At 62.4% G+C, this 13211-nt stretch carries 12 protein-coding genes; 4 read left to right on the top strand and 8 right to left on the bottom strand.

The genetic code is table 11. The features are described from left to right. The 3 genes from AAC023_RS00725 to AAC023_RS00715 all read right to left on the bottom strand — a co-directional run bounded on the left by AAC023_RS00725 (window position 1) and on the right by AAC023_RS00715 (window position 4694). Window positions 1-2442 carry a M1 family metallopeptidase gene (locus AAC023_RS00725; RefSeq protein ID WP_339737100.1) on the bottom strand — a complete coding sequence of 814 codons (2442 nt, stop codon included), beginning with the start codon at window positions 2440-2442 and terminating at the stop codon, window positions 1-3. Window positions 2443-2507: 65 nt separating this feature from the next. Beyond that, window positions 2508-3830 (bottom strand): hypothetical protein, encoded by a 1323-nt coding sequence (locus AAC023_RS00720; protein ID WP_339737098.1) that lies wholly within the window; start codon window positions 3828-3830, stop codon window positions 2508-2510. Window positions 3831-3914: 84 nt separating this feature from the next. After that, entirely contained in the window at window positions 3915-4694 is a 780-nt protein-coding gene (locus AAC023_RS00715; protein ID WP_339737096.1) for a hypothetical protein, read from the bottom strand. A 260-nt stretch (window positions 4695-4954) separates the two neighbouring features. On the opposite strand from AAC023_RS00715, the gene AAC023_RS00710 reads away from it, so the two are divergent. Further along, window positions 4955-6613, top strand: a complete 1659-nt coding sequence (locus AAC023_RS00710; RefSeq protein WP_339737094.1) for an AMP-binding protein — start codon at window positions 4955-4957, stop codon at window positions 6611-6613. 45 nt (window positions 6614-6658) lie between these two features. Here AAC023_RS00710 and AAC023_RS00705 read toward each other — a convergent pair whose 3' ends face one another. Together AAC023_RS00705 and lpdA are read right to left on the bottom strand one after the other, a co-directional pair. Beyond that, window positions 6659-7339 carry a hypothetical protein gene (locus AAC023_RS00705; RefSeq protein ID WP_339737092.1) on the bottom strand — a complete coding sequence of 227 codons (681 nt, stop codon included), beginning with the start codon at window positions 7337-7339 and terminating at the stop codon, window positions 6659-6661. Window positions 7340-7439: 100 nt separating this feature from the next. Continuing rightward, window positions 7440-8840, bottom strand: coding sequence for a dihydrolipoyl dehydrogenase (lpdA, locus tag AAC023_RS00700; protein ID WP_339737090.1), 1401 nt, complete (start codon window positions 8838-8840; stop codon window positions 7440-7442). Window positions 8841-8977: 137 nt separating this feature from the next. On the opposite strand from lpdA, the gene AAC023_RS00695 reads away from it, so the two are divergent. After that, a complete protein-coding gene (locus tag AAC023_RS00695; protein WP_339737088.1) occupies window positions 8978-9877 on the top strand; it encodes a haloalkane dehalogenase in 900 nt (299 codons plus the stop codon). On the opposite strand, the gene AAC023_RS00690 is transcribed toward AAC023_RS00695, so the two are convergent. Next, on the bottom strand, window positions 9878-10465 hold the full coding sequence (locus AAC023_RS00690) for an HD domain-containing protein (RefSeq protein WP_339737086.1): 588 nt from the start codon (window positions 10463-10465) through the stop codon (window positions 9878-9880). It lies immediately after the preceding gene. A 63-nt stretch (window positions 10466-10528) separates the two neighbouring features. Next, window positions 10529-10900, bottom strand: coding sequence for a cupin domain-containing protein (locus tag AAC023_RS00685; RefSeq protein WP_339737084.1), 372 nt, complete (start codon window positions 10898-10900; stop codon window positions 10529-10531). 142 nt (window positions 10901-11042) lie between these two features. On the opposite strand from AAC023_RS00685, the gene AAC023_RS00680 reads away from it, so the two are divergent. Together AAC023_RS00680 and AAC023_RS00675 are read left to right on the top strand one after the other, a co-directional pair. Further along, on the top strand, window positions 11043-11723 hold the full coding sequence (locus AAC023_RS00680) for a 2OG-Fe(II) oxygenase (RefSeq protein WP_339737082.1): 681 nt from the start codon (window positions 11043-11045) through the stop codon (window positions 11721-11723). Between the two features lie 125 nt (window positions 11724-11848). Beyond that, entirely contained in the window at window positions 11849-12253 is a 405-nt protein-coding gene (locus tag AAC023_RS00675) for a tail fiber protein (RefSeq protein WP_339737080.1), read from the top strand. A gap of 104 nt (window positions 12254-12357) precedes the next feature. Here AAC023_RS00675 and AAC023_RS00670 read toward each other — a convergent pair whose 3' ends face one another. Further along, window positions 12358-13140, bottom strand: a complete 783-nt coding sequence (locus AAC023_RS00670) for a hotdog domain-containing protein (protein ID WP_339737078.1) — start codon at window positions 13138-13140, stop codon at window positions 12358-12360. Window positions 13141-13211: the final 71 nt, after the last annotated feature.

Here is a 13211-nt window from a genome sequence, read left to right as displayed (position 1 = left end):
CTATTCCGGCCGCGCCCGGATCGAGTCGCGCGTCACCCGTTGATCCTGGTCGGCCATCATGTTCGAACCCTGCGGTGACGCCGTTCGGTAGAGCTCGAGCCGGGTCGGTTCGATGCGCGACGGGAAGTAATTGTCCGAACGGTCGGCATCAGCGGTTTCCAGCAAAGGATCGAGCTCGACGGAGACGACTTCGCGCGAGGTCAGATAGGTCCAGGTGACGTGGCGCGGATCATAGCGCCAGACTTCGGCCGGAATGCGGACGGTCTCCGTGCTGCCATTGGCGAAGGTGAATTCCAGGATAATCGGCATCACCACGCCGCCCTGGTTTGTGAAGTCGAGATAATAGATGCGCTCATTTCCGGCCAGAAGCTCGGCCTCCCAGTCCTCCAGGCCTTCACGATAGCTCGCATAGGCCTCGCGCTGGCGGGCCGTGACGGTCTGGTCGTCATTGGCCGAATAGAATTCCACGACTTCAGGATTATCGCTGGCATAGGTCGTCATGCCCGCTTCGCGATTGCGGCGCTGGGTGAGGCTCTCGGGCCGCGCTGTGACTTCGGCGCGTTCACGGGCATTCTCAATGACCGGGTCTTGCGTGTCGAGCGTGCCTTCGATCACCCGGTCGAGCGAGATGTCGACATGGTCAGTGGAGTAGAACCAGCCACGCCAGAACCAGTCGAGATCCACGCCGGAGACTTCTTCCATCGTGCGGAAGAAATCATAGGGCGTCGGACGCTTGAAGCGCCAGCGGCGGGCATAGGTGCGGAAGGCTTCGTCGAACAATTCGCGCCCGAGAATGGTTTCGCGCAGCACGACCAGCGCAGCGGCCGGCTTGCCATAGGCATTATCACCCACGGCCATCAGCGAATCCGCCTGGGTCATGATCGGCATTTGCACCGATGACGCCATGTAGTCGGCAATCAGGCGCGGATCGCCCCGGCGTGACGGGAAATCGGCCTCCCACTGCCGTTCGGCCTGGAATTGCAGGAAAGTGTTGAGCCCCTCATCCATCCAGGTCCATTGCCGCTCGTCGGAATTAACCGTCATCGGAAAGTAGATGTGCCCGATCTCGTGGATGATGACACCGATCAGGCCGCGCTTCTGGACGCGCGAATAGGTCAGATTACCGTCCTCATCCACCACCGGGCGGCCGGTCGTGCGGCCGCCATTGAAGGTGATCATCGGGTATTCCATCCCGCCCTGCGCTCCGGCAATCGATTGCGCCACCGGATAGGGGTATGGAAAGGAAAAGTCGGAATAGACGTCAAGTGTATGCGCCACCGCGCGGGTCGAGAAGGTGGACCAGAGCGGTTCGGCCTCATTGGGGTAGAAGGACATGGCCAGCACGGTATCGGGCGCCACGCCCTCACCTTCCTGGCTGACCCCCATCGCATCCCAGATGAATTTGCGCGAACCGGCCCAGGCAAAATCGCGCACATTCTCGGCGCGGAAACGCCAGGTGGTCTCGGACCGAGTGCCGCGGCGCTCATTGGCGCGTGCCTCAGCCGGGGTCTGGATGAAGACCGGATCACTCGCGGTCCGGGCCTGTTCAAGACGGTCACGCTGGGCCTGGGTGAGCACATCTTCAGGGTTCTGAAGCTCGCCGGTGGCGGCAACCAGGAAATCCTGCGGCACAGTGATGGCGACATCATAATCGCCGAATTCGAGAGTGAATTCGCCGCGGCCGAGGAAGGCCTTGTTGTGCCAGCCCTCATAATCGGAGAAGGCTGCAGCGCGCGGGAACCATTGGGCGATCTGGTAGATGCAATCGCCGCCGGTGGTTTCGGTTTCCTCGAAGCATTCCCAGCCGGCCCGGCCACCGACCACACTGGCCTCGATCAGGCGGTAATCCCACTCAATGTTGAGGATCACCGAGTCCCCGGTTTCCAGCACAGCATCGAGATCGACGCGCATCAGCGTGTCGACAATGGTGAAAGGAACGGCATTGCCATCGGCATCGGTCACCGAACGGATATTATAGCCATAGCCATCCTGCGCGATCTGGTGACGGCGGCGCAGCGCTGCACTGCTGATACCATCGGGCGTGGCGCCACCGACCCGGCCGGCCGAACGGCCAGCACCGCCAATGGTTTCGGTCATCACCGAGATCGAGTCGGGGCGGAACCGGTTCTGGTCGAGCTGGAACCAGAGGAAGTCCAGGATATCGGGCGCGTTATTGGTGTAGCTGATGGCTGCCGATCCGGTCAGGATCTTCTCGCGCTCATCCAGATGGATGCGGATATCGTAATCGACCTGCTGCTGCCAGTAATCCGGTCCCGGTGCGCCGGTCGCGCGACGCTCGCGGTTTGGCGTTGGCCAATCCTCGCCTTCAAGCTGACGGAATGCGTCCTGCCAGTCATTGACGGTCTGCCGGATCGGCTGGGCGGCTGCGACATTGAATGTCGCAGCCGCTACCGCCAAAGCGATCAGTTGAAGTGCGCGCATAATCTATCTCCGGGCCAATGGGGCCGATCTGTTCGGGATAGAATTAGCGCGCCATCGCGCTCAGGTCACCCCTCGCCTGCGGTCACACCGCTGGGCATCTCGGGCTCGGCTGTCCGCGCCCTACCGCGATCACCGCGGTATCCGATGGCCAGGATCCAGGCTCCCAGACCGACACAGAGCAACAGCACCCCCAAGGTCGCGCCCAGCCCCGGCACCACACCGAGGGCGAAAATGACCCCCATCACCACCAGGAGCGAGACTGCGCGCATCCCCAATCCGAGTTCACCGGACGTCCGATTGAAAATCAGATCGCCGATGGCAACTCCGCCAAAGGCGAAGGCGAGGAAAAGCGCAGGAAAATACAACAGCCACAGCAGCGGGATCAGCAAGGCACCAACCAGGGTCAGGGCAAGCAGGATGGTGACCATCACAAACACGATGGGTGACATGGCCAGGCTGACGAAACCGATCACACCGGAACTCAGCGGCCGGCGGCGGAAAGCGGCGGCGACAGCGGAAACGCCCCGCGGCGCAATCAGGACCGCAATCATGCCAAGCAAGAAGGCGCTACCCGCAAACACTCCGCCCAGGAAGCGGAATGGCGCACCAATCACACCCCAGGGCCCATCGAAATCAATTTCGACATCATCCCAGTGCTTGGCCCCGAAATTGAACGGTTCAAACTCATAATCGACCGAGCCGATCACAGCACCGTCGGCGATGCTGGCCTCGACCGGGCTGCGCACCGTCAGCAAGCCGGCAATACGCGCCGTAGGCAGGACCGTGACCTCTTCGGCTCTGACATCGACATCACCGTCAAAAACGCCGCCTAGCGAGACGTGCCCGCCCTCGATGTCGGCATCGCCATGCGCGGTACCGAGAAACTCGACCGAACCGGCAACGACACGGCTGTCACCGGAAACAACGGTCCCTGATTCGATGACGGCCTCGCCACCCGCGGCTCGAAGATCGCCACCGACAATCACCGCAATGCGGACACTGCCGCCCGCCGCATTGAGCTCGCCGCCGGTCTCGCCGGCGATATTGACATCGCCACCAGCGGCGTTGAGATCGCCGTCGATGCGGGCCGTGATATTCACGTCCCCGCCCGCGATCTCGACGCTGCCATCGACAACGCCGCTCAGATCGATATCACCACCGAAGAATTCGACATCGCCGTGGACATCGGCATCAATCCGCCCATCGCCGGCGACTGCAAAGATGTTGCCGTCAATATCACCACGGATATTGAGCTCCCCGCCGAGGAAATGAATATCGTCGCCGCTGCCATTGATATTGACCTCACCGCCGATCACCTGGGCGGCACCCGCCGAAGCCAGCGCAAAAAAGGCCAGCCCCGCGGCCATTACCTGCTTAAATCTATACATCACGACTCTCCCAGCGCCCCCCGGCGGTCAGGTGGATGATTGATGGATCGAGCCAGTTTCGGCTCGAGCCGATTCGGTTCTGCATTAGTCAAAGACAGGATCAACATCCTCGCAATCGCGGCCATTGCGCGCGACGAAAACGAGATCGCCTGCCTGCGCACCGGCTTCGATTTCCGGTTGCGATTCAGCCCAGACCCGCAGCGTGCCACTGATCCGCGCCGTCGATGTCACGACGACCGAGCGGGCACAGACATCACCGCCATTGCGGATGGTACCGGCGAGTTCGACCCGGCCGTCCGAGTCATCATAGTCGCGCCGACGCCGGATTTCGCCGACCGAGACGACGCGCAGATCGCCGGCAATGCTGCCCGCGAGATGAATGCGGTTGCCATTGGCATTGAGGCCATCCGTGTAGTCGGCGGTTGAGGTCAGGCTCGCGGCGGCCAGCGAAGCGGGTCCGCCAATATCGCCACTGACATTGAGCGACCCGGCAGCCAGGCTGAGTTCGCCATCGACATCGGCAAGCCAGTCGATATCACCACCGGCAATCGAGGCTGCACCGCCGACATGGCCGCTATAGTCGATATCGCCACCGGCAATCGAAACATCGCCGCCGACATTGAGTCGATCGGCCTCAACATCGCCGGCGACGAGGCTGAGATCGCCGCCGAGACGGCCGCGCAAATTGATATTGCCGCCGATGCGGCTGTAATCGCCATCACGGTCAAGGACGACATAGCCGTCCTGTGTCCGGTCATCATGGCGCAGCTTGACATCGCCATTGCCGTCATCGACGACGATGACGCAACCCGCTGTCGCCATTGCTGCGGCCAGTGCCGCGCTCATTGCCAATGCTTTGCGCATTTCAGTCTCCAAACCTGCTACCCTGTCTTGCGACAGCGGTGAATTTCACGCTCCCCAACGTAGGCCTCGACCATACATTATCGAAAAACGATATCAAGTAGATTTTTTGTTTATCGATAAATTATTTCCGTCTTTCAACAAATCCATACCTCCTGGTCGGTAGAAGCTGCCGCCAAATCGCTTCCCTCCGGCGTCTGGAAAGGTAAGATCAGCGGCAATAATGAGCGTCAACAGCAATAGGCGCGCCCGGGAGGACATGTATGGCTGACACATCAGCTGCCAATTCCGTCGAGCTCAAGCCGGCGGAAATTTCGGCGGACACCCATTTTTACGGGGCGGATTTCGACCTGCGCCGGATCCGGAAATCGGTTTTTTCCGCGCTGACCCAGGCCCGCAACCGATTCGGGGGCAAGCGGATCGCGGCAATTGACGCCGATGGCCGCGAGCTCAGCTATAACGACATCGTAAAGGCCGCCTTCGCCCTGGGACACGCGCTCAAGCAAGGCACCGAGCCAGGCGAAGCCGTCGGAATCCTGCTGCCGACCGGTGTCGGCTCGATCATCTCCTTCTATGCCATCTCGGCCTATGGCCGCATCCCGGCCATGCTCAATTTCACCGCCGGCGAACGGGCCCTGAAAGCGGCGTGCCAAGCGTGCAAGTGCAAGCGTATTGTCACCGCCCACCGCTTTATCGAACTGGGTGAATTACAGGCTCTCGAGGCAAGCCTCGCCGAAGAGCACGAGATGATCTATCTGGAGGATGTCCGCGAAAACCTCAATCTGAGCGACAAGATCGCCGCCGGTATCGGCATGGTCTTTCCCTGGGCCGTACAGGCGCATCCCTCCCCGGATGCGGCCGCGGTCTATCTCTTCACCTCCGGCACAGAGGGCGATCCCAAGGGCGTCGTGCTCAGCCATGCCAATCTGCTCGCCAATGTCGAACAGGTGCGCGATCACGTCAAAATCCTGCCAACCGACAAGGTCTTCAACCCGCTGCCGACCTTCCATTGTTTCGGCTTGACCGGCGGGGTTCTGGTGCCGCTCGGCCTGGGCGTTCCGACCATCTGTCATCCAACGCCCCTGCAAGCGAAGACCATCGTCAAACGCATCGCCGATACCGGGTCGACCATCCTGTTCGCCACCGACACCTTCATCAATCAATATGCGCGGGCCGCGACCAATGGCGAGCTCAACTCGCTGCGCTTTGCGGTCTGCGGTGCCGAGCGGGTCAAGGATGAAACGCGTGCCACCCTGCGGCGCAAATTCAATGTCCAGATCGTTGAAGGTTACGGGCTGACCGAAGCCGCACCGGTCCTGGCGGTCAATCAACCCCAGAATAATCGCCCCGGCACGGTCGGCCAGTTGATGGGCGGATGTGAGGCGAAGCTGATCCCGGTCGAGGGGATCACCGAGGGCGGCCAGTTACATATTCGCGGCCCGAATATCATGAAGGGCTATATCCGCCCGAGCGCGCCGCTCGTGCTGGAGGCTCCGGTCGATGGCTGGCACGATACGGGCGATATCGTCACCGTGGACGAGGGTGGATATCTGCGCATCCGCGGCCGTGTGAAACGGTTCGCGAAGCTTGGCGGTGAAATGGTCTCGCTGGCGGTGGTGGAAAATTGCGCCACCTCGCTCTGGCCGGACTGCCTGCACGCTGCCGCAGCCCTGCCCGACAAGCGCAAGGGCGAGCAGATCATACTGCTGACCGAATATGCCAAGGCCGACCGCGCCGACCTGATCGCCTTCGCGCGCAATCACGGCATTAACGAGCTGTCGATTCCGCGCAAGATCATCCATGTCGAGGCGATCCCGGTCCTGGGAACCGGCAAGACCGATTACGGCAAGGTCCAGCGCATGGTCGTCGAGCTGATGGGCGAAACCGAAGCGCCGGCCGCCACACCTGAAACGGTCGCCTAGAATTCTTGAGCGGGAGCCCCTCGCGGGCTCCCGCTCGTTTTCAGGTCAGAGATCGATCTTGTCGCAATCACGGCCATCGAGCAGTTCGAAATCATAGTCCGCTGGCCCGCCTTCGGGGCGCTCGCTGGCGATCACACGCAGCTCGCCGGCGAAGCGCGCGCTCTGGCGAAACTCGACATGGGTTGCACAGACGAAGGCAGTTTGGGCGAAGCTCCCCGCCAGGATGGCGCGGCCATTGCGGATCCGCTCCCCGTCGTCGCGCCCCTCGCCGATCACTTCGACCGGTCCGAGGAAATCGCCCTTCAGATTCATCCGGGCACCATGCAGCTGAAGCCGGCCGGCCACGCGGCCGTCAATCGTGACACGGGCGCCGGCGACATCCAGGTCGCCGCCAAAATCAGCGTCCAGCCAGGTGGTCGCCGCCGCAATCTCCGCATTGCCGCCCACCGAACCGGTGAAACGAACCGAAGCGCCAGCGGCTGACAAGTCGCCGCCGACCGCGGTGCTCGAATCCACACGTGCCCCGGCGAGATCGAGATCGCGACCGACCGTGCCATTGGCCTGAACCAGGACGCCGGCCATTTCCGCATCGCCCGTCACGTCGAGATGGCGCGCGGCAATCAAGCCGGCGCTTTCGGTCGAGCGGTTCTCGGCCGGGCCATAGGAGGCATTGGTACAGGCGGTAACAGCCATCGCACTGGCCGCGAGAAGGATGAGTTTGTGCATCGAATAATCTCCCGGGCGACATCAAGGTCGCGTCAACTCTGAGCCTATGATGCCCGAGCGGGAGGATTTGGATGCAGGGAATGCTTCGCGGTGCGTCCCGCTAGATGTGCAGCGCCTTGCCATAGGCATCGAGCACGCTCTCATGCATCATTTCCGACAGGGTCGGATGCGGGAAGACGGTGTGCATCAGCTCGGCTTCGGTGGTCTCCAGCTGACGTGCGACGACATAACCCTGGATCAGCTCGGTCACTTCGGAACCGATCATGTGGGCGCCGAGCAATTCGCCGGTCTTGGCATCGAACACCGTCTTGACCAGGCCCTGATCGTCGCCGAGCGCGATTGCCTTGCCATTGCCGACAAAGGGGAAGCGGCCGACCTTCACCTCATGGCCCGCCTCTTTCGCCTTCGCCTCGGTCAGGCCGACAGAGGCAATCTGGGGATGGCAATATGTACAGCCGGGAATGTTTGAGGTGTCGAAAGCGTGGACATCATTGCCCGCGATCTTCTCGACACAGACAACGCCCTCATGGCTCGCCTTGTGCGCCAGCCAGGGCGGTCCCGCTACATCGCCGATGGCGTAAAGGCCTTTGACATTGGTGCGGCCGAACCCGTCATTGACGACATGGCCGCGGTCGATCTTCACGCCCAGGCCCTCGAGGCCGAGATTTTCGACATTGGCCGCGATCCCGATGGCGAGGATGACTTTCTCGACCTCGACGACGGTGATGGCACCCTTTGCGTCCTTGACCGAGACCTTGACCGATTGCGCGGTCTTCTCGAGCTTTTCGACCTGGGAGGAGAGCATCAGCTTCATGCCCTGCTTCTTGAAGGCCTTGGCAGCGAAGGCGGAGATTTCCGCATCCTCGACCGGCACGACCCGGTCCATCATCTCGACCACGGTCACCTCGGCGCCCATGGTGCGATAAAAGCTGGCGAATTCGATACCGATGGCGCCGGAACCGATCACCAGCAGGGATTTCGGCATCGCGGTCGGCACCATCGCCTCGCGATAGGTCCAGATCTTGTCGCCATCCGGTTCGAGCCCGGCAGCAGGGACGGTACGGGCGCGGGCGCCGGTGGCGAGGATAACGTGTTTGGCGGTATAGCGGTCGGCGCCGACCAGGACGGTCGGGGCGTCCTTGCCCTTGTCGAGTTTGGCTTCGCCCTTGATGACGGTGATCTTGTTCTTCTTCATCAGCATCGCAATGCCGCCCGACAGACGCCCGGCCACGCCGCGCGAGCGCTTGACGATGGCCTCGATGTCGAAGCTGACCTTCTCGGCCTTCAGCCCGAAAGCCTCGGCATTATGCATCAAATGATAGACTTCCGAGGTCCGCAACAGCGCCTTGGTCGGGATACAGCCCCAATTGAGGCAGATCCCGCCCAGTTCCGAGCGCTCGATGATCGCTGTCTTCAGGCCCAGCTGGCTGGCCCGGATCGCCGCGACATAGCCGCCCGGTCCGCTGCCGATCACGATCACATCAAATGCCTGGCCGACCATCGGGAAATCCCTTTATTTGGATACGAAATAATTCTTCAAACGCTATCAGCCCATTAGCAGCTGGCGGGCGCTGGATCAATGCTGGCAATCCCCGCACCCAAGCGGTTATCCTGCCGCAAACCCAGGAGAGCGCCGCCATGACCCAGAGCCTGCGAACCCCCGATGAGCGCTTCCAGTCTCTGCCAGACTGGACGTACGCCCCCCACTATATTGACGATTTGCCCGGCTATCAGGGCCTGCGTATGCATTATGTCGATGAAGGCCCGAAACACGGCGCGCCCACATTCCTTTGCCTGCATGGCGAGCCAAGCTGGGCCTATCTCTACCGCAAGATGATCCCGGTCTTTCTCGCCGCCGGTGCGCGGGTGATCGCCCCGGATTTCTTCGGCTTCGGCCGCTCCGACAAACCGGTCGATGACGCGGCCTACACCTTCCATTTCCACCGCAATGCCCTGAAAGCCCTGATCGAACGGCTCGACCTGAACGATATCACCCTGGTCTGCCAGGACTGGGGCGGCCTCTTGGGGCTGACCTTGCCGATGGATTATCCCGAACGCTTCACCAGACTGATCGTGATGAATACCTCGATCGGGATCGGCCAGGCGGCCGGGCCCGGTTTCGATGCCTGGCGCGATTATGTCGCCAATACGCCGGGCTTTGATGTCGGCAAGCTCATGAAACGCTCGACCCCGGGCATGAGCGAGGCCGAGGCGGCGGCCTATAACGCGCCCTTCCCCGATGACAGCTACAAGGCCGGTGTGCGCCGCTTTCCGGCCCTGGTCCAGACCCGCCCCGATATGGAAGGCGTCGATACCGGTCTGGCAGCGCTGGACTTCTGGCGGAACAGGTGGGCGGGCGAGAGCTTCATGGCGATCGGGATGCAGGACCCGGTGCTCGGCCCACCGGCGATGGCCTGGCTGCAACAGCAGATCCGCAATTGTCCGCCCGCCATGGAAGTCGCCGAAGCGGGACATTTTGTTCAGGAGCATGGCGAGGCAATCGCCCGCGCCGCCCTGGCCCGGTTCAATCTCGCCTGACTATTCCAGCGCCGCCGCATAGATGGAGCGTTTCGGGGCCGCCATCACCCGGCGCACCATCGGCTCGAAAAACTCCAGCGGTTCGCTGACATAGTCGGGATCGAAGGCGGCCTGGTCGTATTTCTCGCAGAATTGCTGGCAGGCCGCGAAATATTTGTGGTCGCGGTATTGCTCGCGCATATCCCGGTCCATCCCGAGATGATGGAAGAAATAATAGCCCTGGAATATCCCGTGCTTGGCGACGATCCAGTGATTTTCTTCCGACAGGAAGGGCGCCAGTATGGCGGCGGCAATATCGGGGTGATTATAGCTGCCCAGCGTATCGCCGATATCGTGCAGCAGCGCCATCACGACATATTCCTCGTCACGGCCATCGCGATGCGCGCGCGTTGCGGTCTGGAGCGAATGCTGCAGCCGGTCGATCGGGAAGCCGCCATAATCGCCGTCAAGCAGACGCAAATGGGTCAGCACGCGCTCCGGCAGCGCCGCTGCAAAGGGCCCGAATGCACCGGCAATCGCGGCCCAGTCCTCGGCCGTCCCCTCTTCCATGGCGCGGAATTTGGCCTGCGGCCCCGAAACGTCATCCATGCTGATATCTCCCGTCGACCGGCAGTCTGCGCGCCCGCCCCTGCCGTTTCAAGCCCGTGAGGGCTAGATATCCTCGATCGTCTGGGTCAGATCACTATCGTCATTATCGCCGGTATTCACGATGCCGGCCTGTTCCAGCAGCATGAGATGGACCTCGTCCGTCAGGCAAACCGGCCGGTGGCGCACGCCCTTGGGGATGACGCATAATTCCCCGGGCCCGAGAACGACCGGGTCCTGGCCATCGATTTCGATGCGCAGATTGCCACGTGTCACCAGGAAAAGCTCATCGGCATCGAGATGAGCATGCCAGTCGAAGGCACCGCTGCCCTTGGCCAGCTTGACGTCATAATTGTCCAGCTTCGCCACGCGTTTGGGCGCCCAGATATCGTTGAACTGGGCGTGCTTGGCCACCAGGGAAATTGTTTCTACCGGCATTTGCCACTCCGATTCGTATCGTGTTGCGCCACAATCCCGCGTGGTGAAGAGCGACGCAAGTCGCGGGCTGCCACAGAATTCGATTGACCGCGATCAGGCGCGGCCCTAAGCGCCGCATTCATTGTGATCGGACCGCGAGAGCTTGAGCCTGCACACCGTCATTCCGTCCGGACGCCCTCTCTTCGATGCGGCGAGCCTGTGCGCGGATCTCACCCGCCAGGGCTGGTCGCAGCAAAGCCTGGGCGACACCGCCCTGCTTGCGGCGCTGCGCGATGAAGCCACCGCGCTCTGGCAGGCGGACGCACTTAGCCGGGCCGGGATTGGCCGCGCCAGCGATCATGAACTGGTGCGCGAGATCCGGCGTGACAAGACGCGCTGGTTTGACGGATCCAGCCCGGCCCAGCGCCGCTGGCTCGGTTTCGCCGAGGACTTGCGCCTGGAACTCAATCAACGCCTGGCGCTTGGGTTGTTTTCCTTCGAGGCGCATTACGCCGTCTATGAGCCGGGCGGATTCTACCGCCGCCATCTCGACAGTTTTCGCGGCGCGCGCAATCGCATCCTGTCCTCGGTCTTGTATCTCAATCCGGACTGGCAGGCGGGTGATGGCGGGCTCCTGCGCCTCTATGACGAGCGCGATGACAGCGTGATCGCTGATATCATTCCGGAGCACGGAACCTTTGCCGTCTTCCTGAGCGAGGAGATCCCGCACGAGGTCACCCCCGCCCTCGCCCCGCGTTTCTCGATCGCCGGGTGGCATCGCTGCAATGACCTCGGCCGTGCGCCGGCGCTGCAGGCCCGGGTCTTGCCCATCGCACCGGTCTGAGGGCGGGCCACGCCGCTGGAAAATCTGCAGCCCTCACATCGCCAGGAAAGCGTTTACTCCGGCACCGGACCGGTGCTAAGCAGGTTTGATTACACAATCCGTGTAAGTCAAATCGGGGGAATAAAATGAACAAGATAGCGATCGCACTGGGTGCGAGCTTGCTCGCTTCCATCGGCCTGAGCCAATCAGCATCCGCGCAAACCGAACCCTTTATCGGACAGGTGATGACCACCGCCGGCAATTACTGCCCGCGTGGCTGGGCCCCGATGGAAGGCCAGCTGCTGCCGATCGCCCAGAACCAAGCGCTGTTCGCCACGATCGGAACCCTTTATGGCGGTGACGGGCGCTCGACCTTCGCCCTGCCGGATACCCGCGGCCGCACAGTGTTGAATGTCGGCGCTGGTCCGGGCCTGCCACCTGCGTCTCAGGGACAACGGGCCACTTCCGGGGCCGCGGGCACGGGCGGAACGCCAACGCTGGTCATGCGCCAATGCATCGCGCTCGACGGTATCTTCCCACCGCGCAACTAGTTGACCCACTGATCTTGCCCGGCCGCCCCTTTTCCAGACGGCGCGGTCGGGCAAGAGCGTTCATGCGACCGGCGGGTTAGCCCGGATCTGACGATCAGCGCCGGCTAACCCAGCGGCTTCGCCGGTGTCGGGCGACCCGCCTCGTCCAGCGCCACCATCACATAGTCCGCCTCGCCGACCAGGCGGCGCTCTCCGGTCATCAGGTCTTCCGCATCGGCGCGCACGGCAACGCGCATCGAGGTGCGCCCGACCGAGATCACCTGGCCCGTGACATCAAGCAATTCGCCCTCCAGCGTCGAGGCGATGAAATCGATCTTGTTCGACGCCGCCATGCCGACCTGGCTGCGGGTATGGCGCGAAGCGGCGATCTGGGCCGCCTTGCCCATCAGCGACATGGCATTGCCGCCGAGCAGTTGGCCGAGCGTATTGGTATCGCCGGGGAAGACGAGTTCCAGCACGCGCGCCGAGCCGGCCGGTGATGGCGTGAAATCGATCAGCCGGTCGGGCGCCGGCGGCAGGCGCGCCGGATTGGTCTTGCGATCCTGGGCCACCATGGTGAAGCCGCCTTGTGTGCAAATATGCCGCTCACCGGTCACCATATCCTCGGCGGACAGCTCGACATCGACGACAAGAGAAGTGCGCCCGACGAGGTTTACCCGCCCGGTCAGCTCGATCAGATTGCCGACAAACACCGGCGCACGAAAATCGATCCGGTCACACGAGGCGGTGACGAAGGGCCGCCGGGCATGACGCGCCGCGACGAGCGAGGCGATCTTGTCCATCTGCGCCATCGCGGCGCCGCCGAAATAGCTGCCCAGATGATTGGCCTGGTTGGGCTGGACCAGATCGACATGGCGGATTTCGCCGAGTTGGGCGGATTGGGTCATGGCGCTATCCTACTCCAAAATTACGTTGTCATCCCTGACGGATGCCCCGCGAAGGCGGGGCGCAGATCAGG

The sequence above is a fragment of the uncultured Maricaulis sp. genome (genome assembly GCF_963976135.1).
GTDB lineage: Bacteria > Pseudomonadota > Alphaproteobacteria > Caulobacterales > Maricaulaceae > Maricaulis.
This window is presented reverse-complemented; position numbering and strand designations above follow the sequence as displayed.